General features: G+C 70.4%; 26 protein-coding genes. 7 read left to right on the top strand and 19 right to left on the bottom strand.

From position 1 onward, the window contains the following. The first annotated feature begins 560 nt into the window (after positions 1–560). Entirely contained in the window at positions 561–1,250 is a 690-nt protein-coding gene (locus ACQUQD_RS00750) for a restriction endonuclease (protein ID WP_428949919.1), read from the top strand. 283 nt (positions 1,251–1,533) lie between these two features. Then, complete coding sequence (locus tag ACQUQD_RS00745; RefSeq protein ID WP_428949918.1) at positions 1,534–1,728, top strand: hypothetical protein; 195 nt, start codon at positions 1,534–1,536, stop codon at positions 1,726–1,728. A 56-nt stretch (positions 1,729–1,784) separates the two neighbouring features. Here ACQUQD_RS00745 and ACQUQD_RS00740 read toward each other — a convergent pair whose 3' ends face one another. Beyond that, the gene (locus tag ACQUQD_RS00740; RefSeq protein ID WP_428949917.1) at positions 1,785–2,618 is read right to left on the bottom strand and encodes a PIG-L family deacetylase; all 834 of its coding nucleotides are present in this window, start codon (positions 2,616–2,618) and stop codon (positions 1,785–1,787) included. Between the two features lie 252 nt (positions 2,619–2,870). On the opposite strand from ACQUQD_RS00740, the gene ACQUQD_RS00735 reads away from it, so the two are divergent. Beyond that, entirely contained in the window at positions 2,871–3,356 is a 486-nt protein-coding gene (locus tag ACQUQD_RS00735; protein WP_428949916.1) for a DUF2975 domain-containing protein, read from the top strand. After that, entirely contained in the window at positions 3,356–3,577 is a 222-nt protein-coding gene (locus ACQUQD_RS00730) for a helix-turn-helix domain-containing protein (protein ID WP_428949915.1), read from the top strand. The genes ACQUQD_RS00735 and ACQUQD_RS00730 overlap by 1 nt, the downstream gene beginning before the upstream one ends. A gap of 174 nt (positions 3,578–3,751) precedes the next feature. Here the strand turns inward: ACQUQD_RS00730 and ACQUQD_RS00725 are convergent, their stop codons facing one another. From ACQUQD_RS00725 to ACQUQD_RS00670, 12 genes are all read right to left on the bottom strand, one after another. Further along, positions 3,752–5,671, bottom strand: coding sequence for an NAD-binding protein (locus ACQUQD_RS00725; RefSeq protein WP_428957411.1), 1,920 nt, complete (start codon positions 5,669–5,671; stop codon positions 3,752–3,754). A gap of 860 nt (positions 5,672–6,531) precedes the next feature. Then, positions 6,532–7,128 carry a GTP-binding protein gene (locus tag ACQUQD_RS00720; protein WP_428949914.1) on the bottom strand — a complete coding sequence of 199 codons (597 nt, stop codon included), beginning with the start codon at positions 7,126–7,128 and terminating at the stop codon, positions 6,532–6,534. Further along, positions 7,109–7,309: a DUF742 domain-containing protein gene (locus tag ACQUQD_RS00715; protein WP_428957410.1), complete on the bottom strand. Its 201-nt coding sequence runs from the start codon at positions 7,307–7,309 to the stop codon at positions 7,109–7,111. The genes ACQUQD_RS00720 and ACQUQD_RS00715 overlap by 20 nt, the downstream gene beginning before the upstream one ends. Continuing rightward, positions 7,282–7,545: a hypothetical protein gene (locus ACQUQD_RS00710; RefSeq protein ID WP_428957784.1), complete on the bottom strand. Its 264-nt coding sequence runs from the start codon at positions 7,543–7,545 to the stop codon at positions 7,282–7,284. The genes ACQUQD_RS00715 and ACQUQD_RS00710 overlap by 28 nt, the downstream gene beginning before the upstream one ends. Next, the gene (locus tag ACQUQD_RS00705) at positions 7,542–8,006 is read right to left on the bottom strand and encodes a roadblock/LC7 domain-containing protein (protein WP_428949913.1); all 465 of its coding nucleotides are present in this window, start codon (positions 8,004–8,006) and stop codon (positions 7,542–7,544) included. The genes ACQUQD_RS00710 and ACQUQD_RS00705 overlap by 4 nt, the downstream gene beginning before the upstream one ends. Continuing rightward, positions 8,003–10,444 carry a nitrate- and nitrite sensing domain-containing protein gene (locus ACQUQD_RS00700; RefSeq protein ID WP_428949912.1) on the bottom strand — a complete coding sequence of 814 codons (2,442 nt, stop codon included), beginning with the start codon at positions 10,442–10,444 and terminating at the stop codon, positions 8,003–8,005. The genes ACQUQD_RS00705 and ACQUQD_RS00700 overlap by 4 nt, the downstream gene beginning before the upstream one ends. A gap of 146 nt (positions 10,445–10,590) precedes the next feature. Further along, the gene (locus ACQUQD_RS00695) at positions 10,591–11,373 is read right to left on the bottom strand and encodes an MHYT domain-containing protein (RefSeq protein ID WP_428949911.1); all 783 of its coding nucleotides are present in this window, start codon (positions 11,371–11,373) and stop codon (positions 10,591–10,593) included. A 437-nt stretch (positions 11,374–11,810) separates the two neighbouring features. Further along, complete coding sequence (locus ACQUQD_RS00690) at positions 11,811–12,152, bottom strand: chaplin (RefSeq protein WP_428949910.1); 342 nt, start codon at positions 12,150–12,152, stop codon at positions 11,811–11,813. A gap of 251 nt (positions 12,153–12,403) precedes the next feature. Beyond that, on the bottom strand, positions 12,404–13,189 hold the full coding sequence (locus tag ACQUQD_RS00685) for an aminotransferase class IV family protein (protein ID WP_428949909.1): 786 nt from the start codon (positions 13,187–13,189) through the stop codon (positions 12,404–12,406). A 290-nt stretch (positions 13,190–13,479) separates the two neighbouring features. After that, the gene (locus ACQUQD_RS00680; protein ID WP_428949908.1) at positions 13,480–14,040 is read right to left on the bottom strand and encodes a hypothetical protein; all 561 of its coding nucleotides are present in this window, start codon (positions 14,038–14,040) and stop codon (positions 13,480–13,482) included. A gap of 177 nt (positions 14,041–14,217) precedes the next feature. Then, complete coding sequence (locus ACQUQD_RS00675) at positions 14,218–14,925, bottom strand: GAF and ANTAR domain-containing protein (RefSeq protein ID WP_428949907.1); 708 nt, start codon at positions 14,923–14,925, stop codon at positions 14,218–14,220. Between the two features lie 45 nt (positions 14,926–14,970). Next, positions 14,971–15,711: an ANTAR domain-containing protein gene (locus tag ACQUQD_RS00670; RefSeq protein ID WP_428949906.1), complete on the bottom strand. Its 741-nt coding sequence runs from the start codon at positions 15,709–15,711 to the stop codon at positions 14,971–14,973. 372 nt (positions 15,712–16,083) lie between these two features. Between ACQUQD_RS00670 and ACQUQD_RS00665 the strand changes: the two genes are divergently transcribed. Continuing rightward, positions 16,084–16,530: a hypothetical protein gene (locus ACQUQD_RS00665; protein ID WP_428949905.1), complete on the top strand. Its 447-nt coding sequence runs from the start codon at positions 16,084–16,086 to the stop codon at positions 16,528–16,530. Positions 16,531–16,614: 84 nt separating this feature from the next. Here ACQUQD_RS00665 and ACQUQD_RS00660 read toward each other — a convergent pair whose 3' ends face one another. The 4 genes from ACQUQD_RS00660 to ACQUQD_RS00645 form a co-directional block, all read right to left on the bottom strand. Then, positions 16,615–17,163, bottom strand: a complete 549-nt coding sequence (locus tag ACQUQD_RS00660; RefSeq protein ID WP_428949904.1) for a GNAT family N-acetyltransferase — start codon at positions 17,161–17,163, stop codon at positions 16,615–16,617. Between the two features lie 37 nt (positions 17,164–17,200). Next, the gene (locus ACQUQD_RS00655) at positions 17,201–17,485 is read right to left on the bottom strand and encodes a hypothetical protein (protein WP_428949903.1); all 285 of its coding nucleotides are present in this window, start codon (positions 17,483–17,485) and stop codon (positions 17,201–17,203) included. 5 nt (positions 17,486–17,490) lie between these two features. Beyond that, a complete protein-coding gene (locus tag ACQUQD_RS00650) occupies positions 17,491–17,985 on the bottom strand; it encodes a DUF5994 family protein (RefSeq protein WP_428949902.1) in 495 nt (164 codons plus the stop codon). A 227-nt stretch (positions 17,986–18,212) separates the two neighbouring features. Continuing rightward, a complete protein-coding gene (locus ACQUQD_RS00645) occupies positions 18,213–18,677 on the bottom strand; it encodes a DUF5994 family protein (RefSeq protein WP_428949901.1) in 465 nt (154 codons plus the stop codon). 963 nt (positions 18,678–19,640) lie between these two features. Here ACQUQD_RS00645 and ACQUQD_RS00640 point away from each other — a divergent pair. Together ACQUQD_RS00640 and ACQUQD_RS00635 are read left to right on the top strand one after the other, a co-directional pair. After that, a complete protein-coding gene (locus ACQUQD_RS00640) occupies positions 19,641–20,054 on the top strand; it encodes a DUF5994 family protein (RefSeq protein WP_428949900.1) in 414 nt (137 codons plus the stop codon). 224 nt (positions 20,055–20,278) lie between these two features. Further along, a complete protein-coding gene (locus ACQUQD_RS00635) occupies positions 20,279–21,607 on the top strand; it encodes an MFS transporter (protein ID WP_428949899.1) in 1,329 nt (442 codons plus the stop codon). Positions 21,608–22,169: 562 nt separating this feature from the next. On the opposite strand, the gene ACQUQD_RS00630 is transcribed toward ACQUQD_RS00635, so the two are convergent. Both ACQUQD_RS00630 and ACQUQD_RS00625 read right to left on the bottom strand, forming a co-directional pair. Further along, positions 22,170–23,333, bottom strand: a complete 1,164-nt coding sequence (locus ACQUQD_RS00630) for a hypothetical protein (RefSeq protein ID WP_428949898.1) — start codon at positions 23,331–23,333, stop codon at positions 22,170–22,172. A gap of 325 nt (positions 23,334–23,658) precedes the next feature. Continuing rightward, the gene (locus ACQUQD_RS00625) at positions 23,659–23,790 is read right to left on the bottom strand and encodes a hypothetical protein (RefSeq protein WP_428949897.1); all 132 of its coding nucleotides are present in this window, start codon (positions 23,788–23,790) and stop codon (positions 23,659–23,661) included. Positions 23,791–24,087: the final 297 nt, after the last annotated feature.

Genomic DNA, 24,087 nt, shown 5'->3' with positions numbered 1-24,087 from the left:
TCCTGATGTAGAAACGGGATGAGGGCGGCAGCCCGCTGGCTCTCCGTCGATGATGCTCTCGTAGAGCGCCCCTGGCCGCAGGGCGCTGTGAAGTGTTCCTCGAGAAGGCCTCGGAGCGCGGCGGAGCCTCCCCGTGAATCCGGGCTGCCACGGTTCTGGCTTGGCGATCACTGCGACGCAGAATCCCTGACCACTTGTCAGTGGGTGATGCCAGCATGGGTAGTTCGTCGGGCAAGCAGTCTCGGAGGGGGAGCCGTGGTCTGGATCGACAGGTACTGGCGAAGAGACGGTACGGAAGTCAGGGCGCACTCCAGGTGGGCCGCCGGAGCCCGCCGTGAGGTGGCCCTCTTCGTCGGCGTAGCCGTGGTGGTCGTGGCCGCGGGAAGTTCCATGAGCACCACCACCGATTCGCCCGGATCGAAGCCGGGTCCCTCGGGGCGTACGCCCGGACCGACGTCCACGGCGGCCTATCCGGTGCACTTCCCGGGGTGGGAGAAACCGAGGAGACCCACGCCGACGGTCTCGTACCCGATCCGTTTCTCGCGCGGCGGTGAACAGTAATGGGGCGGGCGCCTGCGCGGCGTCGTCGGCCGACCAAGCGTCAGCAGCGCCTGCAGGCGCAACTGCTGACCGTCTTACTAGGAGCAGTGGCCGCGCTCTGGCTGATCGGCGCGGTGGTCGGCTGGCTGCTGGCTCACTGGTGGGTCCTGCTCGTGCTCGCTGCGCTGGCGGGACTGGCAGGCGCGGGGTTCTTCCAGCAGCGGCAGCAGCGGGCCGCGTGGGCGGACGCCCGGCGCCAAGGGCTGCGTTACGCGCTGTCCCAGCTGGACCGGCTTCACCACCGTGAGTTCGAGTACGCGGTGCGGGACCTGATGCTTCGCGACGGCTGCACCGACGCGAAGCAGGTCGGCGGCGCCGGCGACAACGGCGCCGACGTGCTCGCCACCGACCCGCTGGGGCGCAGATGGGTCATTCAGTGCAAGCATCGCAAGGCTGGTGCGGAAGGTTCAGCGGTGGGAACCCCGGACCTGCAGCGGCTGAACGGGACGGCCCGGCCGCTTCACCATGCGGACGTGGTGGTGCTGGTGACCAATGGAAGGTTCTCGTCGAAGTGCCCGCCACTTGCGCAGCAGTTGTCCATTGCTCTGGTGGATCGGCAGGTGCTGGCGGCCTGGGCTGCGGGGTCGCGGCCCTTGTGGGAGGTGTTGCCGAAGGTGCCGCCCCCACGGCGATCGACTCCCCTGAGTTGAGAGAAAGGCAGGCCAGAGCGGCGTTGAAGAGCGAGGCTCCGGGGCGTGTGGCCGCGGAACGCACCAGCCCCTGTTCTTCCGACCGATCTCGCTGACCGGCCCGCGGGGCAGGCCCTCAGAGCCTGCCCCGCGTCGGAAGCCCCGCTTTCACCGTCCGTGTTCGCTCGAGTAGCGGGAGTGATCGTGCGGTCATAGCCTGGCCGTTGTGGCAGCGGCTGGCGTGAGGCTGCCACCGGCGACCGCGGGGCGCACCCGCGACAAGCCGGGACGCGAGGTGAGACCCATGAACGCCCTGCATCTGCCGGTGTTCCTCGTCCTGATCGTGGCAGTGATCTTCCTGCTGCGAAAAGGCGAGGGCAAGCTCTCCCACATCGTGGTGGGCGCCGCATTCGGCTTCTATCTGGCGGGCACGTCGGCAGCGTCCGCCGTGTCCTCGACGCTCGACTCCGCAGTCACGGCCATCAGCTCGCTCATGTGACGACACAGGCGTGTGCCCCGCCTCCAGGTGCGAGCACGCTCGACAGCGCTTGCGGATCAGCGCAGCCCGTCGAAGAGATCGTTCTCGGGTACGGGCGCGCCGGTGGTGTCCTGGACGCGGAGGAAGGTCTCCATGCCCATGAACTCGCCGAACCTCTCCTTGCCCATCTTGAGGAAGAAGATGTTCTCGCCCTGGCTCGCGTGCGCGGCCAGCGCGTCGAACTTCTGATCGCTGAACGCGGTGGTGTCCACCCACGTGGTGATCTCGTCATCGGGCAGGCCGATCTCGGCCATCGCGGCGGCCTCGGCAGGATCGGGCTCCGGCATGTCCGGATGGAACTCGCGCATGATCTCACCGAACCGCTGCATCCCCGAGCGGGGCATCGTCGTCCAGTACACCTTCGGTGTCAGCCCGGTCATCTCCAGCGCTGCCATCGTGATGCGGTGGGCCTGGATGTGGTCGGGGTGGCCGTAGAAACCGTTCTCGTCGTACGTGACGACCACATCGGGTCGGTAGTGGCGCATGAGTTCCGCGAGTCGCGCGGCGCCTTCCTCCACGGGTGTCTGCCAGAAGGATCCGGGGGCGTCGTTGCTCGGCCAGCCCATCATTCCGGAGTCGGCGTAGTCCAGCGTCTCCAGATCGCTGATCTTCAGCGCTTCACAGCTCGCCTCGAGTTCCTGACGGCGCATCGTGGCGACGGCCGCCGGGTCGTGCCCGGGGTCGCCCGGCTTGACGCCCCCCGGCCCGTCGCCGCAACCGCCGTCGGTACACGTCACCAGAACCGTGCGGATTCCCTCCGCCGCATACCGCGCGAGGACCCCTCCGGTTCCGGTGGCCTCGTCGTCGGGGTGGGCGTGCACGGCCATGAGCGTCAAGGGTCGGTCAGTCATGAAACGTCCTTCTGCAGAAAGTGCGTATCGGTGCGGGTGCGCGATGGGCGTACCGCGATCCCAGGGTCCGGAGTCTGTCAGGCGGGCGACCTTGTGGTCCGTGTGTATCCCGTCCGTAGAGCGCCGGCCCCTCGGTCGATGCAACAGTGCCGGGCGGACCAGCTGTTCCCGACGACCCGCCTTCACCTCGACTCTTGATACATCTATCGAGATTCGATAGATTCCCATCGTGAATCGATGGGAGGGTGGGCTGTGGGACAGCTGACAGTGGGGGCGCTGCGCGCCGTGATCGTGGTGGTGCTCGCCGGAACCGTGTTCGTGCAGACGTCGATGGTGTGGGCGTTGGCCTCCGATCCGGAAGACGGGTCGCTCCCGCTCACCCCGCTGCGCGTGATCATGATCCTGGGCATGGTGGCGGCGCAGGTCGCCCTGGTCTGCGTGTGGCGGCTGGTCATGATGGTGCGGCGCGGAACCGTGTTCTCCCACGCTGCCTTCCGGTACGTCGACACCGTGATCGGCGCGATCGTGGCGGCGGCTCTCCTCTGGTTCGCGGTCACGGGCATCAATGCCCCCGGCCAACGGGACGACCCGGGCGTCACCCTCATCATGGGCGGGATCGGCGTGGCCATCCTGGGAGTCGCGCTCATCGTGCTCGTGCTGCGGATGCTGCTCGCCCAAGCCGTGGCGCGCGACGCCGAAGCGACGCAGATGCAGGCCGAGTTGAACGAGGTGATCTGATGCCGATCGCCGTCGACATCGACGTGATGCTGGCGAGGCGGAAGATGTCTGTGGGCGAGCTCGCAGACCGTATCGGGATCACCCCCGCCAACCTGGCGGTACTCAAGAACGGCCGTGCCAAGGCGGTGCGCTTCGCGACGCTCGCCGCGCTCTGCGAAGTACTCGAATGCCAGCCGGGCGACCTGCTGCGATGGGAGCCCGAGGACGCCGTGGGCGAATGAACCGTGTCTGACGACGCGGCATCGCCGAATGCACTGTCTGTGATCAACTCGGCGAGCGCCTCGGGTGCTCCCCAAGGGGATCCCGCGGCCGGCGACGATGCCCCGCCCTCGTGATCCGGGTGGAGTTCGGCACGCCCTGATCGCCGTGCGCGCCGACCGCGTACGCGGATCCGGTCACGGTGCCGCTCGGCCGGGCCGCGTCTCGGTGCGCGGGCCGAGGAGTTCGGCAAGGCCCTGGCGGGTGGCGGCGAGGACGACGCGGTCGGTGGGGCGTAGTACGTAGCCGGGGTGCAAGCGCCAGACGAGGCCGGGCGGCGATGCCGAGGTGTCGTCGTCGGGGGAGGCCGCGAGGTCGGGGCGCCGGTCGTCCGGTGCGGTGGAGTCGATGGCCAGCACCCGCCAGGCGCCGGACCGGAACGACTCGGCGACGGTCCGCCCCTCCAGCAAAGGGTGCCCGGCCACATCGAGGGCAGCGAACAGCAGCACCCTCCGTTCGACGGGGATGGCCCCCAGGACCTGACGGCCCATCATCGCGCTGGCGAAGGCAGGGGCGGCGAGCGTGGTGACGCTGCGGCTGCGGGTCAGGGCTCGGGGGTGGGCGGCGCGCAGGGTCCGGTAGACGGCGGTGGCGAACGCGTCGTCGTACAGGCGCAGGGAGACCCGCAGATCGGGTTTGACGGAGCGGGCGTACAGCGCGGCTTCGAGGTTGGTGGTGTCGTGGCTGGTGAGGGCCAGCAGGGCGTGTGCGCGGTGGATCTTCGCGGCCTCCAGGACTCCTTCGTCGCGTACGTCACCGAGGAGGGTCGGCACGCGCAGGCGACGGGCGAGCGGGATGCCGCGGGCGTCCGGGTTCTCCTCCACGCACACCACGGGGATGCCCAGTTCGTGCAGTCGGGCGAGGACGCGGGTGCCCACCTTGCCGAGACCGAGCAGCACCACATGTCCGGACAGCCGTCGGGGCGGGCGGCGCAGCGCGGACGCAGTGCGGAAGGTACCGAATGCTTCGAGGGCGGCGGCGAGCAGGACCGGCAGGAGCAGCAACCCGGCCAGCCCGGTGAGAAGTTGGAGTATCTGCCGGGCGGCAGGCTCGCCGATCGCCGGATCGTCGATGGCGAACAGGTCCAGCAGGGTGAGATACCCGGCGCGCAGCGGACGGGGCTCTGTCGTGGCCCAGGTGGCCAGGGCCAGACCGACGACGCAGACCACCAGCCCTGCCAGCGACCAGCGCAGGCGGCGCGAGAACAGCGACCCGATCGGCAGCCCGCGTCCCGTCAGACGGCGTGGCGGCAGACCGCGACCGGCGGGAGTCACGGCGTCAAGGACCACCGTGCCGCGACCGGTGGCGGCCGCGACCGTGCGGTCGTCGGGCAGCAGCAGCGGTCCGTCCTGACCGGATGCGTCCGAACCCTCCGTTCCCGCAGGATCGTTGGTGGTGGACGACAACAGCGCGAGCGTGCACATACCGGGGTCGGCGACCCCGCCGCGACCTGGTGGGTGGCGTTCCACGGCGCGCAGCAGCAGCCCGTCGGCCTGGACGACCTTGCTGGTCCCGGCCACGGCGGTGGCCGCCAGTGCGGGGGCCGCGGTGTCCGCGTCCGACAGGACGGTCGTCGAGGTGTCCACGGCGTCCGGGTCGAGGCCGGGCTGCGCCAACGCGGCAACCTGGTCCAGGAGTTGGGTCAGGTGCTGCCCGAGCCGGCGGTCGTAGAGCCGGATCACCAGGCGCAGACGGGGGTTGAGGCGGCGGGCGGCCAGTGCGGCGCGGATGTTCGTCTCGTCGTCGTCATGGACCAGGGCCAGAGCATCCGCCCGTACGACGCCGGCCTCCGTGAGCGTGTCCTCGTCCAGCACCGGAGCTTCCAGTACCCGGGGCGTCTGTCCGGCGAGGGAGTCCATGGCCATGGGGGCGGCCCGGTTCATGGCGGCCTGCAGCCGGCTGAGCAGCGCTGCCGCCCGCATCCTGCCCGCGCCGCCGGCCTCGGGCTCGGTAACGGTGCGCGCGGTCGGGACGACGATGGTGACTTGGGTGCGGTAGAGCTCGCGCAGTTCGGCGGCCAGTCGTTCGGCGAGCGCGTCGTCACCGCAGACGATCATGTGGCCGGGCAGAGGGGGCTGTTGGGTCTGATGGGGAAGCGGCACAAGGATCATGGTGCGGGGAGTTCACTGGGGGCGTCCACCGGATCGGCGTGCGGGGGAAGGCAATTCTTCAAGTGCTGGCACCGGAACGGCGGTCGGTGGGGTGTTGAGAGCGTGTCCATGGCTGCCGTGGAGTCCCCCTCGTATGAGGTCAGCAGAAAGGAAATCCGGCTGCCAGGAGGGGAGTTGCCTGCGGCGCGTCGGGCTCCCAGGTGCGCCGCCGGTGGCCGCCGCGATGCCCGGACGAGGCGCGGCTCGTGGCCTCGCCCCGCGTCGACTTGGCCGACATGAAGCAGGTCTACGACCTTGATGGATCGGGTCGGCGAGAGAGGCGGCTCTAAGCTGACGGTCAGCCGGCGTCAGGCGGGAGGGCGGTGTCACGTGATGCCCGAGGACTGGGCGGGGATTCATCCCTCCCACCCTGACTTCGGGTGGGCTCTCCGTCACCCGCTCATACGAGCTCTGCCTCTCGACGCGCAGCCCCGGCAGTGCGACGAGGTAGAGGTCCCCGTCGCACTGCGCTCTCCCGTGTTGTCGCCGGAGCACGACGCATCCGAAGCGGTTCGCTCGCGGGCCGTCAGTGCGGGGCTGATCGCCTTGCTGGCCGCGATGACGGGCACATCACCCGGGCAGCAGCGCCAGTTCAGCCACTCGCCCCAGACCAAGGCAGCAGCTCCAGCAATCCCCAGTCCTGTCCTTCGCCGCATGCGGCGACTCTAGGGGACCTAGGTATCAGGCAGCAGAGGTAGCAGAGGTACCAGTCGCCCTTTCGGTGTCGGACTCCTGGTTTGCGCCGCACGGGCCGCCCGCGGCAGGCGTCATCGGGTGACCAGCTCCCGGCTCAGGACATGCTCGACCAGGGAGATCAGGACCTCCTTGCCGGACTCCCGATCGCGTACGTCGCAGAGCAGGACGGGCGTGTCCGGGTTCAGGTCGAGCGCGCGGGCCACCGCGTCCGGGCTGTGGCTGCGGATCCCGTCGAAGCAGTTCACCGCCACGATGAACGGGATGCCGCGGCTCTCGAAGTAGTCCACAGCGGGGAAGCAGTCCGCGAGCCGGCGGGTGTCGGCGAGAACAACCGCGCCGAGGCAGCCCGTGGCCAGTTCGTCCCAGACGAACCAGAACCGGTCCTGGCCGGGCGTGCCGAACAGGTAGAGGGCGAGGTTCTCGCGCAGGGTGATGCGGCCGAAGTCCATGGCGACTGTCGTCGTGGACTTGGTGGCCACCCCCTCCAGGCTGTCCACCGGGCGCGAGGCCTCCGTGAGAGGTTCTTCGGTGCGCAGGGGACGGATCTCGCTGACCGACTCCACCAGCGTGGTCTTCCCGACGCCGAAGCCGCCGGCGATCAGAAGCTTGAGCGCGGTGAAGTCGGCGGGCGCCGCATGCGGGGCGCGGTCAGAGTGCGCGGAGGCCATTGATCACTTCTCGCAGGAGATGGGCGGGGGGACGTTCTTTCCCGGTGGCGGAGGATTCGGGCGGGGTGATGTGGATCAGGCCCTGCGCCGTGAGGTCGCCGAGCAGGACGCGGACGACACCGAGTGGCAGGCCCGAGTCCGACGCGAGGTCCGCTACGGGGCGCGGGCCGTGGGCGCACAGGGCCAGCAGCGCGCGCTGCTCGGGCGGGAGCGGGCCGCGCGCGGGGTGGCCGCGGTGGGCCGGGCGATCGCCATGAGGTCGACGCGTTCGGCGCCGTTGTGGGTGCGGGCGCGGCCGGCTGTCATGGCGTAGAGCCTGACCAGAGGGCCGGCCTCTTCGTCGTAGCGGTCGGTCCAGGCCTCGTCGGAGCGTCCGCCCGGGCCCCCCGCGTGGTGGTTGGGAGGTCGGTCCGTCATGAGGCTCCACCATCCGGCGCCGGTGTGCCGTCCGCGCGCAGGGGCACGGTGAGGTGCTCGCGCACCCGGTCCACCAACAGGGCCATCTCGTACGCCACCAGACCGATGTCGGCGTGACCGTCGGTGAACACGGCGACGCACGAGCCGTCGCCGGCTGCGACCACGAAGAGGAAACCACCTTGCAGTTCGACCATCGTCTGGACGACGCCGCCCGCGTCGAAGTGCCGGCCCGCCCCCTTGGCCAGGGAGTGGAAGCCGGAGGCGATGGCGGCGAACCGCTCGGACTCGTCGCGGCCCATCCCGTGCGACGCGCCGACACACAGACCGTCGGTGGACAGCATGACCGCGTGCCGCACCTCCGAGACGCGGTCGACGAGGTCGTCGAGGAGCCAGTCGATGCCGCTCGCGCCGTGGTCGCTGTTCTGGTCGCCCACGGTGGTCACGGAGTAGGTCGGCGTCATCGGTCTCGGAACCCTTCGTCGTTCGCTGCGTGGTGGTGGGGCAGGTGGCCCAGGGTGCCCGGGCCGGCCGGTTCCTCGCGGGACGCGGAGGCGCGGCGCCGGCCGGAGCGCAGGGACGCCATCGTGGCGCGGGCTGCTTCCGGGGAGCGGACAGCCTGGCTCTGGGCGGGGTTCGGGCCCGCGCTCGTGTCCTCGTCCTTGCGCAGTTCGGGGGCAAGGCTGGCCTGGCGCACCCGGCGCGGCAGTCCGTCCTCGGCGTCGTCCGCGTCCGGTACCGGTGTGGGTCGCGCGGTGGGGGAGGGCTGTGGAGGTGCGGCATGCCGGGCGCGGGCGGGGAGTTGGCGGGGCGCCAAATCGCTGGGCGACATGCCGGGCTTCGCCTCGGGTGCGGTCGCCGGTTCCTGGCCGTAGTGCCGCTGGGAGGGGATGCGCGCGACGGTCGGTTCGGCAACTGGTGCGAGGCCGGGCTCCACCGCTCGTAGCGGCTCCGGCTCCGGGTCCGGCTCCGGTTCCGGCAGGGGCCGCAGGCCCGGGTGCGGGGCCTCCAGGAGCTGGTGCGGGAGGAAGACGACCGCGGTGATGCCGCCGTAGACCGAGCGGCGCAGGGTCACATCGACGTGCTGGCGCTCGGCGAGGCGGTTGACCACGAACAGGCCGAGCTGGCGCGAGTCGAGCAGGTCGATGTCCGCGGCCTGGATCTTCTCGTTGGCCGCGGCGAGCGCCTCGTCGCCCATGCCGAGACCGCGGTCCTCGATCTCCAGGACGGCGCCTGCCCCGACCTCCTCACCACGCACCACCACAGGGGTGTGCGGCGGTGAGTACGAGGCGGCGTTCTCGGTGAGTTCGGCGACGAGATGGATGAGGTCGGCGACCGCCGTGCCGGCCAGGCTGAGGTCCGGGATGTCGTGCAGCTGGACCCGCTCGATGTCCTCGGTCTCCGCGATGCCCGCGCGCACCGCGTCGATCAGCGGGACCGGGTTGCGCCAGGCGCGGCCGGGCGCGGAGCCGGAGAGGATCAGCAGGGACTCGGCGTGGCGGCGCATCCGCGTCGTCAGATGGTCCAGGCGGAAGAGGTCCTCCAGATCCGTGGGGTTCTCGGTGCGGCGCTCCATGGTGTCGAGGAGTTCCAGCTGCCGGTGCAGCAGCACCTGGCTGCGGCGGGCCAGGCTGACGTACACGCCGGACACCCCCGTCAGCACGGCGGCGCGGCCCGCGACGGCGCGCAGCGCGGCCCGCTGCACCGTGGTCAGCGCCGCGCCGACCTGCCCGATCTCGTCCCGGATCGGGTCGTGCGACAGCGGGGCCTCCTGCTCCAGGTCGAGGCCGTCGCCCCCGTGGATGCGGCGGATGGCGGCCGGGAGCCGGTGGGCGGCGAGTTCCAGCGCGGAATTGCGCAGGCGGGTCAGGTCATCGACGAGGCCGCGCCCGATGCGTACGGAGAGCAGCAGCGAGAGGATCACACCGAGCAGGCCGAGGAGTACGGCAAGGCCGGAACTGCCCAAGTTGGACAGGGAGTACGGCTGCGCGTCGGCGCCCGTGTCGATCGCGCCCCGCTCCGCGGCGGCGAGCCCGGACAAGGTGGGGCCGGCGACGGAAGTCCAGTGCCCTGCGCTCACCACGGTGGCGGCGGAGGAGGGGCCGGCGGCAAGGACGGCGTCCTGGGCGCCGACGAGGTCGATCGCACTGCGGGAGCGGAGCACCTTGCGGTAGGCGGCGGCGTCCTCGGCCCGCAGGTCGGACACCGCTGCGTCGGCGAAGGCACGCTGCTCGGCGACATCGCCGACGAACGTACGGTACTGGGCCGCGGACATGTTCCCGCGCGCCTGCGCGGCGCCGAGCACGGCGTCCTGGCGGCTCAACGCCTCGCGGGATCGGGCCAGTTCGAGCACGGTACGGGTGTCGGAGGCGCGATCGGGCTGGTCGGCGCCCGCGAGCTTGGAGCGAAGGGCGAAGGCCCGGTCGACGGCCGTGCCGTAGCCGGAGAGCACGGCGGAGGCGCTGCGGCTGCTCTCGCGCTGCTCACCGAGCGAGTCGGCGCCGGCGAGCAGGGAGCGCAGTCGGCCGGGCAGCGCGGCGTCGAGGGCCGCGAGGTCGGTGCTGCTGGAGCGGACGCCCGCGCGCAACGCCGTGACGGCCTTGTCCGTACGGGCTTTCGCGGCGTCGAAGTCGTGACGGGCGGTGCCGCCGGGCGCGGCCCGGTACTTCAGGGCCGCCGCCCGCTCGTCCTGCACCGCGGAGGTGAACCGTGCGACGGGCCCCACCAGGGTCGAGTCGATCTGGCGCAGTTGCTCGGTGGCCGAGACCTGGGAGGCGGTGGTGACGGCCGCGTGTCCCCACAGCGCCATGAGCGAGAGGACCGGCACGGTCAGCAGGGTGACGACCTTCGCGCGGATCGATTTGGGGCGCCAGCGATCGGGCACCAGTGGGCGTGCGGGCATGACGAAGCGGCTCCTTGGCGGTGCAGGAGTGTGGGCGCGCGCAGTGCGTCGGGCCCTGGGGAACGCGCGGAGCCCGACGTGCGTGACGTAAGGGCGTGCCGCGGTGGGGAGTGTGACGGTGCGGGCCGGGGAGCGCCCGGCTGCGGTCAGGCGACCGGGAGTTCGACCTCGTGCAGCGGGCGGGCCGCGGCCTCGCTCTCGGCGCGTTCGCGCGCCGTGGGGGACAGCGCGACGAACGCGCAGGTCAGGAAGAGGAAGGAGCCGAGCAACACGGCCAGCGGCAGGATGAAGGCGGTGGCGCTCGCGCCCTGCAGGGGCGCGGTGCCGGCGTGCACGTCCACCGTGACGGCGGCCATGCCTGTGTAGTGCATGCTGCTCACCGCGAGGCCCATCACGAGCGAGGCGACGGCCGCGACAGCCGGCCCCTGCACGGACAGCGCGGCCCACAGAGCGGCGGAGGCGGCGGCGATCGCGATGACGACGGAGATCGCGACGAGCGCGGGGTCGTACGAGATCGAGCCGTTGAGCTGGACGGCGGCCATGCCGATGTAGTGCATCGCGGCGACGCCGAGTCCGGTGCCGGCGCCGCCGAGCACGATGGAACGCACCCGGGAGTTGCCGTATCCGGCGGTGAAGACGCCCGCGCCGACCACGGCGATGGCGACGACCAGGCTGAGCAGGGTCAGCGGGATGTCGTACCGGATCGCGGTGCCGTCGACGGTGTAGCCGAGCATCGCGATGAAGTGCATGGTCCAGATGCCGGCGCCGATCGCGACGGAGGCACTGATCAGCCAGTTCCGCTTGGACCGCCCACCGGCTGCCAGCGCCCGGACGGTGCAGCGCAGTCCCAGCGCGGCGCCGACGACGGCCATGGCGTACGACAGGACCGGAGTGGCCCAGCCTCCCGCCATGTGGTGCATGTGACCCACGGAATTCCTCTCACGTCGCTGTGTCGGCCCCCCGGCGACCCGGGACGCTAGCACGCAGTGGATCTCCCGCCAGGGGACACGAAAGCTACGGATTGTGAGGGCTACTGATCAGTAAAGCCCGAGTTCACAGGGATGCGCGCTCATGGAGTCATCACCGATCGCACACATAGGTGCGACTCTTGTCACGCCGCGTATCGAGCCCCTCGCGACACCGAGGACGAGGCGCGCAGTTCCGGATATCGGCGACATGTTGGTGCAGTTTCCGCTCGGCGGACGGGCGGTGCGCGCGGGTCCCGCAGGGCGCGTATCCGGAGGCACGTTGCGGTACGGGCCCGCACCCGGATCAGATCGGCGCCGGGACGGTGCTCCGGCCGATAGTGCCTGGGCGGCGGCCCGCGCCCGATCCGGCAGGACGCGGGCCGCCAGGTGACTGGGGGTCACATGCTCCAGGGGCCGTCGTCGCTCATTCCGTAGCCGTCGTCCATGGCGCCAGGCTGTCCCTCGTGTCCGCCCTGCTCCATGCCGTCCGGGGTCCACTGCTCACCGTTGACACAGGTGTTGCCGAAGGCCGGGTTGAGCGCGCCGATCACGTTGACCGAGTTGCCACACGCGTTGACCGGCACGTGGACCGGGACCTGCACCACGTTGCCCGACAGCACGCCCGGGGAACCCACCGCGGCACCCTGCGCCTCGCTGTCGGCCGCAGCGACACCCGCACCCGCCAGCATCGCGCCGCCCATCGCCAGCACGACCGCAGCAGTCTTCACTACACGCATCATGGAAGATCCCTCACTCACCGAAGCACGCCGGCCCGTCCGGCCGGCGCGGAGGACTGACTGCCCTCACCTGACCCATCGGCAACAAAGCGCCCCAGGAGCGCTCCGGAGCGGATACTTCACTCTCCCGGCGCAGTCCCGGCGAATCCCTCATCTCCGGGACTGCGAGCCATAAGTCCCCGGTGCGGGTGGCACACGATCGCCGACTCCGAGCCTCGCGGGCTACCTCAAGAGGCTCAGGCGCAGGGCTCCGTCTACAGTTTGTCGCCGGGAATCCTGGCGTAGCCGTCACGCAGTGCGTCGAGGACGGAGTGGTCCTGCGGGAACTCCACGTCGTCCAGCGCGCTCACGGAACGCACACCGATCGTCGTGTTCGTGGCGAATGCGGCGGCCATGCCCGGGACATCGACAAGCCGCACCGGAGCCGTGACCTGCTCGGTGAGGCCGAGGCTCTGCAGCAGAAGCATCGTCGTGCCGGGGAGGACAGGAGCATCCGGCCATATGACCGTCCCGTCCTGGTCCACGAAACCGAGGTTCCACGTGCTGCCCTCGGAGACGCGACCGTCCGGCTCGACGAACACCGCATCGTCGAAGCCGGCGCGCTGTGCTTCACGTCGGACCCGCAGCTGCGAGTAGAGCCCGATGTGCTTCACGGCCGCGTTGTCACGAGTGAAAGTGAAGGACTTGGCAGTGAGCGGCGGCGGGGGCGTGGCGCTTGCAGGCCGCAAGTGCACGAGAACGTGAGGATCCTGGGCCTCGCCGGGACGGCCCATATCGATCGCGGGATCAAAGACCGTGACCCGCACACCCGCGACACCTGAGACACCAGCGGCCGCCTGCCGGATGTAGCTCAGCGTCTTCTCGCGATCCAACTCGACGCCGAAGACGAGCCGGCAGTCCCGCACCAACCGGTCCAGGTGAAGCGACAGGCCCCGAATGGTGCCGTTCTCCATACGCATGGACGTGAAGTGCCCGTAGTTCGTGAGGGCGAGGCTCTGGAGCTCGTCGAGGGTCACGGGTCTTCCGTCCAGTTCAGCCATGCGACCAGTCTGGCAGTCACTCACGGGCCGCCGACAACCTGTTCAAGCGGCCCCGAGTGCGTACGCGTCGTTCGGGCCTCGGCCCGGCCCAGGCCGACGTTCTCGGCAAGCCAGTGCGGTTCGGCGGCGGCCGGGCCACCCGTCCGGCCCCTCCCGGTCAGAGCCGATGACATCGCTCCCCGCAACAACCATGGGCGTACGGGCTGTGGGCGTTCCTACCCGGCTGCCGACGCACCCGAGGGCGACCCGATGCCGACGTCGTGCCCAGCGGCCGCGGCGTGTTCTGCTGCTCAAGGACAGAGCAGCAGAACACGCCGCGGATCCAACTCCGTCATCCCGTAAAGGTGTCCGGACGTGCTCCGCCATCCCCAGGAGCGCAGCGCTGCCAGCTTCCTCGCGTCGCTGCGCTCGACCAGGGTGACGCCAATGGCGTCGCCGTGATCGCCGAGGAGTCGCCGTTGCAGTCGCCGCGACAGGTTCCAGTCAAGATGCGGGGATTGCACTCGCACCCATTGCGGAACAACGATCTCCCTGAACTCGAAAAGCCCCGCGCGCAGGCGGAACCCATACGCACACGCCGTAAGTGCCGTGTTCTCCGCCACCAGCAGGCCGAACCCGGGGCGCCGGATGTCGAGCACCAGACGCCGCAGGAAAGCCCGGCTCAGCCCATCCCATTCTCTGGGCTCCGTGCCGGAGTTGACCGCGTACAGCGCGCCCAGTTCCTGGAGGCGATCGGCGACCTGGCATCGGGACAACGGGCGGACCCGCTCCGCTTCCAGCGGGGACGGGCTCTGTTGCCGCACCTGTGGACGCGGCTGCGCATCGACCGGTCGGAGCGCATGCTCTGCCATGAGACGATCCCTGTCCCGAACCCGCCGCAGCGGGTCGGTGTCGTCGATCGCCGAGAACGGCACGGGCGCCGTAGCCGATGCACGGGGGACTCTCGGTCCTTTCACCGTACTCCGAACCCAGGCAACCTCTTCCGGGAGAAGCGGTCCCCGAGCGCCGAAGCTCGACAGGAGAGGGAGTCAACTGTCCCCAGTGTCGTCGGTGTTCAAGTGCAGCTGGTGGTCGAGGACCTGGCGGGCGATGGTGAGCAGGCGCTGGTCATTGCGGAAGGCGTGGCCGCGCAGCCGGGCCAGCGCATGAGCGCAATCGATGCCCAGTTGGGCGGCGAGCATTCCGGTGGCCTGATGGACCTCGGCGAAGTGCAGTTCGGCGCCGTCCAGGAGGCGGCTCACGTCGCCGCGGGTGCTACCGCGGTGGATGAGGTACTGGGCGAGCAGATCGGCCACGATCAGCGCGGAGGCGAGCTGGTCGGCGGTCATCGGCCCGGGTGTGGTGCGGTGGCCGGTCAGGACTCCGATCGCGATGACCCCGATGCGTAGCGGGAAGGCGAACACGGCACGTATGCCCAGCTGCAGGACCGATACGGACAGGCCGGGCCAGCGGACGGGGTCGAGGGCGGCCATGTCGGAGATGAGGATGCTGGTGCCGCTGAGGGCCACATCAGGGCTGGGGCCCTGTCCCTGTGTCAACTGCAGGTCCTCCAGAGGTGCAGTGCGCTCACCGAAGACCTGTACGAGTTCGCCGGGCCTGCCGCCGGGAGCCAGCAGAAACGCCAGCCCGTCCAGTCCGAATTCCCGGCTGGCCTGCTTCAGCGGCAAGGCAGGCAGCCCCGGACCCCGGTGTGAGTCCAGGGCGCGCAGCAACGAGGTCGCGATCCGATAGGGCATGGTGTTTCCCGCCTCCACCGCTGCCGGGCCGGCCCGGCAGCGGTTTCACGCGCCGGGATCCAGCAGGCTGGTTGCGGCGGTGCCGTTCAGGACCTGCCGGGCCACGTCGGTGAGTTTGACCCCTTGGCGGCGGGCATGGCTGCGCATGCGGGCAAATGCCTCGTCCACGGTGGTGTGCCGGCGGTGGGCGAGGTATCCCTTGGCCTGTTCGATGATGATCCGTGAGTTCAGTGCGTGTTGCAGCTGTGCGATCACGGCCGTCTGCTCGTGTGCCGCACGTTGCTGGAGGATGCCGATGGTGGCGGTGTCCGCCAGTGCCTGGGCCAGGCGCAGCTGGCCCCCGCCGAGGTGACCGGGCCGGTTACGGAACAGATTGAGCGCCCCGATCACCTGTTCCTGCCAGCGCAGTGGGGCTGCCACCACCGAAGTGAAGCCCAACTGCCGGGCGCGCGGGGCGAAGTGGGGCCAGCGATTGCCGGCGGCCATCGTGTCCAAGGAGATCTCGGCGATGGAGGCGCGGGCATGGAAGCAGTCCCGGCACGGGCCTTCGTCCCACTCGACGCCTTCCAGCTCCAGCGCGCGGGTGAGTTCGTCGGAGGCCGCGGCCTCTACGACCTGGCCCTGTGGGAGACCCAGCAGGACACCGGCCGCCTGTACATCCAGCAGGTCCACGCAGCGGTCGGTGAGTGTGTGGAGCAGTCCGATGACGTCGAAGTCGCGCACCATGGTGTCGGCGAGTTCTACGAAGGCGAACGCGAGTCGCTCCTCACGCGGTGTCTCGGGCATGGCGGCTGCACCGCCCTTTCCCCAGTAGCACACTCCGCGAGGCGCCCGCAGTCGTGGACTGCACAGGCCGGTCAGGCAACGGACCGCCCAGCGGTGAGTGAATCGTCGGCCGCACAGGACCGTGAATATCCGCTGGCGAAAGTTCGGTCTCTCTCTTCATTTACGTATCGTCGCCGAACACCGGCATCACGAGGGATGAACACGTTGGTGGAGGCATCCACGGAGTCACCACCAGACTACTGCGAATCGCCGCCGCACAGTAGGCCTCCGCCTGCGGGTCCGCAACCGGTCTCAGCCACGACCTGGTCCTGCCGTCACCCGTTCGCCACGTGCCCGCGCGCTGGACGCCGGATTGGCGCGTTGCATGAGCGCATGACGTTTCCTCGCAGCCTCTCTCGTCGTCTCTCCGTCACTGTTGCCGCCGCCGGCGCGGCCGCGCTCCTACTGGGGGGCTGCTCCGACGACGACAGCACACCCAAGGAGGAGGCCTCCAAGAGCGCCCAGGCCCTGTGCGACAGCCTCGGCGACCTCAAGGAAGACACCGCGGACCTGACCACGCTCGATTCCGACAGCACCCTCGATGACATCAAGGACGCCCGCGAAGACATCGCCGAAGACCTCAAGGACATCAACAACGATGCACAGGGCATCGGCAATGCCAAGACGGACGCCATCTCGAATGCCTACGACGACTTGAAGAAGGCGATCGACGGCCTCGGGGGCGATACGACAGCATCCGAGGCCGCGCAGAAGATCCAGCCCCAGGTCGAACAGCTCAACAAGGCGATCGTGGCTTCGCAGGCATCGGTCCGCTGCTGATCCGCTGCGAGACCTGTAGCCGTCGACGGCTCAGGACAGGTGCCGCGCCCGCACCAGAGCCGAGTTCTGAGCCCCCTGGCCGACTCATTGCACAGGCCCTCGCGCCCACACCTCACGGCCCGACGCCTCCGCGTCCGGCCCCGCTGCGGGCAGTTCCTTCCAGCCCCAGGCACGGAGCAGCTCTCCGATCCCGGCCGAGGCCTTGTCCCGGTCGATGCCGGCCACCACCAGTTCCTGGGGGAGGCGTGCGAGCAGCAGCTCCCCGAGGCGGGTCGCGACGCCGCGGCGGCGGAACGCGGGGAGCACCATCAGCTCGGTGAGCGCGAACACCCGCCCGGACGCAGTGAGTTCCTCGGTCTGGGGCGTCACCTCGACAGGGAAGTCGCCCCACCACGCCCCGTCGCGATCCAGCCGGTACCCGTAGGCGCAGCCGACGAGGCCCGGTGCGTCGGCGACGGCCATCTCGAAACCGTCGTGCCGTACATGCTGCTCGTAGCGGCGCAGAAACCTGGTCCGGTCCCGGTACTCCGCCCCGGCGGCGCCGCGGTACGCCGTGACGTACACATCGGCGATGGCTTCGCGTTGCTGCTCGGCCTGCCATCGGGTGAGCCTGCGCAGATACACCTCGGCCATCCGGACTCCCTTCGCGGTCCCTTCGAAGAGGCCCGGTTCAGCGGGCCTGTTTGTGTGTGGTGCGGTCACGGCGGCGGCGCGCCGGGAACCGCCCGCGGCCTCCGTCGCGATGGTCGTGCCGGTCGGCCGGGGCGCCCGGCGGGAGCGTGGGAGGCGGCGGGCCGCCGCCTCCCGGATCGGTGGGGGCCCGGTGGTCGGGCGGAACGCGGTGGTAGGTACGCAAGGTGGTCCCTTCGGCGTGCTGGGTGTTGCGGCGCTGGATCACATGGGCGGTGACGGTGATCAGGAGCAGGAGGGCGGCTGAGGTGAGTGCGGCGTCCATGGCGGTCACCCCCTCCTGGTCGTCGCGACGGGATGGGTGGAGGTCGCGCCACCCTCGTACTCCCACGATTCCTCCGCGCTCTGCGGCCGGTCGCCGACGGCGATGTCGTGGCTGCGTGCGGCCTCGGCGGTGATGAGACCGGTGGCGGTCAGTCGGGGCCCGTCCGGGTCGCAGGTGATGCTCATGAGCCGGGCGGCGCTTGCGGGACGCGTCTCGGGCGGGATGACCAGGAGGTCCCAGCGGCCGATTCCGTATGACAACAGCAGCTTGTGCGGGTCGAGTTCAGGGGTGAACCAGCCGACCTTCAGCACGTGATCGCCGACGGTCACCTTGCGCGGGACGACGGGCCACAGCATCGGATTGACGGCGACGCGGGTCATGCGGCCCCACAGTGGATCGAGAACGGCCGCCAGGGGAGGCAGTTCGGCGACCAGGTCGCGCGAGCGGGGCCACCAGGCGCCGTCGAGCAGGCCGCGGCCCGTCGGGAGTTGCAGTGCCACACGGGCGGCACAGAGGGGAGGCGGAGAGGCTGCGCGGGTGGACGTGGTGATCGCGGCCATGATGCGAACCCGTCTTCGGAGCGACGCGCCGGTCGTCCCCGATGTTGTTGCTCACCGAGGACGAGACCCGCGTGGATGCCGGAGTGCGAAATGCCCTTGGTGCTCCCACGGTACTCCTGCCGACGCGCTCGGCGGCGACCTCGTCGCCGCCGAGCATGAGCGCCGGGTCACCCGGACGGGCCTCCGATCGCCATCAGGGCGGTGCCGGTGAGGCGGAGGGTGGGGTCGGCCGCCGCGGTCATCAGCCGGGCGGCCGCGCCGGCCTCGCTGTGCGGCGGAACGACGAGCAGGTCCCAGCGGCCGGTGCCGTACGAGAAGAGCCGGATCGTGTGCGGGTCGAGGCCGGACGCGTACCAGCTGGCCGTGACCGTGTGACCTGTCACGGGGAGGGTGCGCGGCTCGTTCGGCCAGCTTCCGTGGTGGGACGCGATCCGGGTCACGCGGCCACGGGATACGTCGAACACATCAGTGAGTGCGGCCAGTTCGGCGGCCAGGTCATCGGTGCGCGGCCACCAGGCCCCGCACACCGGCCCCGGGGGGAAGGTCGGAGGACGCAGGGCGAGCCGGACGGGCGGGCACGTGGTCGGCTGCCTGGATTCGGCTGAACTGCGCCGGGCGGTATGTGCGTTCATCACGCACGCCCCTCTTCGGGCCGCCATGTCGGCGCGGCCCGGTGTCGTGGTGCGCCGGAAGCGACGCCGAGCGGAGTCGGCGTACGAGGAGCACCCGGTGGTCCCAGCATACGTCCCGGTCCTTCTTCGTCCGGCAGGAGTATGTTGAAGGAGGCGAGGATCCCTGTATGCCGGTGCCCGATCACCTGGAGCACCCCATGCCTCGCCGTCCGCCCACTCAGGGGCAGCCCCCGACCCCGGCCGCGCCATCCGCAATCCGGCCGAGGAGCCCTCATGTCCCTGACATCCGCCTCGCGCACCTCCGAATCCCCGTCGTGCGGCTTCCGGTCGCCGCAGGACCATGAGGTCAACTCGCTTGCACAACAAGGCAGTTGGTGGCCTCCGCGCAACAGTGGACGTCACCAGTGCATGACGGTGACGGCGGTGATCGTCACGCCGCTGTTCGTGGCGCTCGGAGTCGCCAGACGACTGTTGTGGGGGGTGTCTGATCCATCCTGCGGACATCGTGCTCGGGTGCGCCCCATGGGCGGTCACGGGCCTCGGTGTCGCGGTCGGCTTCCACCGTGGTTCGCTGATGGCGGTTACCGGGGCGTCTGTCCTGCGCGCAGCACCTTCATGGCGGCCGGGTCGATGAGCTCGCTCTAGGCTGAGTGATCGGAGTCGGCTTGCTCCACGGCGTCACCGCCCTGCTGTGGGCGGGACTTGGTCGGAGCGAGCTGGCCACTGGCCCTGCTCTCCTCCGGCGACAGCTGGCACAACCTCCACCACGCCGACTCCCCAGCGCGCCTGTCACGGCGCGAAGCGCGGTAGCCCGGCCCGTCGGTCGCTGTCATCAGCCTTCTGGACAGCTCGGTTCGGTGCACGGCGCGCACAGGCCGAGACCGGCCCGCAACGCGGCCCGCCGCACGCGAGGCCCCTCTCAACTCCCCATTCGCGCACGTCAGTCGGCAGGAGTCACACATCATGGCCCTCGCACCGCACCCCCCGCTTCCCTCCCGGCCTCTGCTGCGCCTGCGCCTTGCGCCCCACGCCGGCGGGCCCCGCGCCATCGATGGAGCATGGTGGCCGCGCTCGTACGATCTTCTTGCCGAACTGCCCGTGCTGCTCGCCGGGTTGCCCCGGACCTGGGGTCACATCGCCAGCATTGTGCTCAACGGTGAAATGTGGTCACCGATGCCGGGCCGGATGCTCGTCGCCGGCCAGGTCGTCGGCCTGCACAGGCGTCCGGCGCCGGGGGCCGCGCACACTGTCGTCCTCGTCGCCCCCGGCCATGGACGCTGGGATCTGCTCGTCGTCCCCCCGGACACGACGGAGGAGGAAGCGGTCCAGATCATGACGCGTGCGTCGGACGCGTACGGCGACCGACGTCCCGCGTGACGGAGGCCGGCTGGGAGTACGACACGGAGCCGATGCGGTCATCAGCGTGGGAATGAGGGAAGACCGAACCTGCCGTCGACGGCGCGCCGGGTGAGGTCCGTGGGCCAGGCAGGTGCCCGGCCGGGCCACGTCCGGGCGTGCTGCAAGAGTGATCGGCCCGATCGCGGCCCTCATTAGGGTGCGTGGGTACGCCCAACGTCCCGTCTCCGGAGGCCCACGCCCTCATGGATCCCGTCCCCGTGGACCCACTGCTCCGCCGTCACCGCATTGCCTTGCAGCTGTGCTTCGTGATCCCCGGCCTGTCGCTCGCCACCTGGGTGACTCGCACCCCCGATGTCCGGGACCGGCTCGATGCCTCCACCGCGGAGATGGGCCTGGTGCTCTTCGGCATGTCGATCGGCTCGATGCTCGGCATCCTTGTGGCCGGTGCCCTCGTGGCACGATTCTCGACCCGCCCCGTCATCATCGCCTGCATGTCCCTCGTGCTGGCCGGTGTGGGCACGGTGGCGCTGGGCACGGCGGCAGCCACGGCACCGATGGTTGCCTGCGGGCTCCTGCTCTTCGGCGCCGGCGTGGGCATCTCGGAAGTCGCCAGCAACGTCGACGCTGCTGAACTGGAACGGCAGCTCGGCCGGCCCGTGTTGCCGGCCATCCACGGCTGTTACAGCCTGGGCACCCTCATCGGGGCGGGCCTCGGAGTGGCCGGTGCTGCGGCCGGTCTCCCGGTGCCATGGCACCTGACGGTCACGCTGCTCGTCGCGGTCGGGCTGTTCGCCTTCGCGGTGCCGCGACTGCGCCCCGGCACCGGGCGCCGCCCCCGGACCGCCGACACATCAGCCGCCGGTGCCGCGTCCACCACCCGCCCCGCCGACCCGGAGGCCACCGCGGGAGCCAGGGAACGGCGGCTGTACCTCGACCCGCGACTACTGATGATCGGCGGCGTGGTGCTCGGCATGACGCTCGCCGAGGGCGCCGCCACCGACTGGCTTCCGCTGCTGATGGTCGACGGCCACCACATGCCCGCCGGACTCGGCTCGTTGGTGTACGCAGGGTTCGCCGCGGCCATGGCGGCCGGCCGCTTCGCCGGCGGCCCCGTGGTCGCCCGGGCCGGCCGGCCCACGGTCCTCCGCGGCGGCGCGCTGCTGACGGCCGCCGGCATCGCCCTCGTGTCCTTCGTGGATTCACCGGTGGCGGCCGGCTGTGCCGTGGTGCTCTGGGGGCTCGGCACCTCTCTCGGCTTCCCGCTGGCCCTCTCCGCAGCCGGCGAATCCGGTCCGGACGCCCCCGGCCGAGTCGCTCTGGCCTCCCGGATCGGCTACGTCGCGCTGCTGGCCGGACCGCCGGCACTCGGCTTCCTCGGCGAACACCACGGGCTGCGCGCCGCGATGGTCCCGGTCCTGCTGCTCATGCTCGTCGCCGCCGCTCTCTCACCCGCCACCGCACCCCGGCCCACCACCGCGGCAACGGGTGAGCCCGAGACGGACAGCTCCGCCCTGGCGGCACCCCGTCAGGACGTCGGAAGTGGAACGCATCCCACCCACAGTCAGCGGTAGCCGTACGCTCTCGATCGGGCCCGGACCGAACGCCGTGCGTGTGCCCGCGGAATCGCCGACTCTCTGTTGCTCACAGCCCTTCCCGCACCACAAGGTCGATGTGGTGCGGGTCGAACGTGATCCACCGGGCCGCCGTGCTGCCGGACGGACGAAGCAGGCACATCGTTACGCCGGAGTCAGTGGTGAACCACCCGAGCACGGTCGCCGGCCGAGGCCAAGGCCCGTCCCCGTGCACCAGGGCAGGACGGTAGGCAGATTGCACGCGGCCGTCCGGAGGTGCCCAGCCGTCAACGGTGGGGTGTGTGGCTGGAGATGGGCGTGTGTGACGCGAGCATCCGTCTGTCTCTCTGCCGGGGCGGCAATGATTTCCTATATTGCGCAAGTGCGCAATATAGACTGGAGGTGCAGAGGCGGATGCACCGCCCGCCCGGGCGCGCGTGACGTGTCAGGCGGCGACGTCAGCCGGTGTGTGAGCCTCCCTCTCGCCTATGAGCGGCCCCGTGTCGGGCGGAAGCGCCATCGCGATGCAGCCGGGCGGGGTGCGCCCGGCTGCATCGAGGGGTCAGGACCGGACCGGCGGGTGCAGGGGAAGGTCGAGCCAGGCGAGGCCGACATCGCGGCCCATGTGTGAGGTGTCGTCGGCAGCACGGCCGTCGTAGAAGACGGCGAGTCGGCCGTCAAGGGGGACCACGGACGGCAGACCGATGACGTACGGCGACCAGGCGCAGTTGTTGCGGTCCAGGACGACCGCCTTGTCGGTGGGGTCCCATTGGTCGAGGTCGCGCGTCCAGTAGACCCAGATCGCGTCCGTGTACTCGCCGTGCTCGTCGAGACCGACGTGGTTGGTGAACAGGAACCACGTGTCGTTGACGTGCTCGTAGTAGAGCGACGAGTTCTCGACCTGCTCCGCCAGCGGTACCACGGGCTGGTCGTCGAGCTGCCAGGTGCCGTCGAGGTCCCGGGTCCGTGCCCGTCCGATGGTGCGGTGCGTGCCCTCGGCGTCCTCGGTGGAGGCGCTGAAGAACTGCACGTACTCGCCGTGATGGCGGACGATCTGGCCGGGGCTCGCCGTCACGGAGTAGTACGTGTCGGGCGCCGGGCGGAAGGGGACCACGTCCGGCGCCTTGGTCCAGGGTCCGGCCGGCCCGGGGCCATGGGCCTTGAGCGTCATGTAGGGAAAGGCCGGGATGCGATCGGGCGGGGGAGTGGTGTGGGGGGTTCCCAGATAGAACATGTGCCAGTCGCCGGGAGCCTTGCGATAGGTGACGCCGTAGCTCGCGGACCCGCTGTCGTCGGAACCCGGTTCTCCCAGGTCGAGGACGGGGCCGTGCTTGGTCCAGCTCACGCCGTCACGGCTGGTGGCCAGGGCCGCCAGCCAGCCCCGGTCCCCGGCGGCGTCGTAGTTCATGTAGAGCGTGTCCGCGTCGCGGTAGACCCAGACGTCACGAGCGCCCAAGCGGTCACAACCACCCGGACCGTCCCCGTACTTGAGGACCGGACCGCTGTCGCGCGCATCGAGCCGCAGCGTCGCCACCGGGCGACCGTCCGGGTACGAGGGGATCCACGGCCCTGCGCCGGAGCGGCCCCGACCGCGGGACACGCTCGGCTGCCGGTATGGGGCGGCGGCGCTGGACGGGGCTGCCATGACGGCGACAGCTGCGCCCGCCGCGGCCCCGGCAGCCAGAACGTGGCGGCGGCTGAGTGGTGAACCGGGCTGCTCGGGCATGGAGACGGTTCTCCTTGTCGGTCGACGAACGGCGGCGGCGAGGCTGAACGCAGCGACCCGCCGCACCAATTGCCACTGGCTCGCTGGAGCACTCGTCCCGCGCCTCGCATCCTGCATGGAACGTTTCAAAGGAACGTAGGCATCCGCCTCGGCATCGTCAACCCCTATGCGTTTCATGATGGTTGGGCGCTCTGGCGTGACGGACGTTCAACGACACGGCCAGCGGTACGAGTGGGCGTTGTGCGCCAGGGCCTGAAGGGGAGGGGCGGCCGGGGTCGCGCACGGCGGGATCACGCTGCAGGTCCAGGCCTCGTCAGGCGTGCCGTCACCACGGAATAGTGGTCGACTTCGGTACTGAGAAGAGGATCCAGAGCATGATCGGCAGGAGTATGAGAAGGACGATCGCGGCGAGGGCCTTCGCCCATGTCGCCGACTTTCCTGGTTCCTGTGAGGTCATGACTGGAGCCTGCCAGGCGGAACTTCATTCGTCATGGGGCTGATGGCGCTGGAGACCCCGGCGTGACCGTAGTGGGCCAGGAGCCGTCCTGCCGCGGCCGGTCCGTAGGCGAGCCACTGGCTGCTGCCCGGGCAGGGGATGCCCCCAACGCGAGAAGTCAGGCTTTCGGCCATCGGTCCTTCGCAAAAAACCCGTTGGTGGGTTACGGCGACCACTGCTAGGTTTTCGGAGGCCGTGCGAGAGAACGAGGAGGTGGTACCCGTGAACGTATTCACATGGGTGCTCTCCTCCGGGGTC

It is taken from the genome of Streptomyces sp. cg35 (assembly GCF_050410835.1).
Taxonomy (GTDB): Bacteria; Actinomycetota; Actinomycetes; order Streptomycetales; family Streptomycetaceae; genus Streptomyces.
The sequence above is the reverse complement of the archived record's forward strand: the minus strand, read 5'-3'. Positions and strand labels throughout refer to the sequence as shown.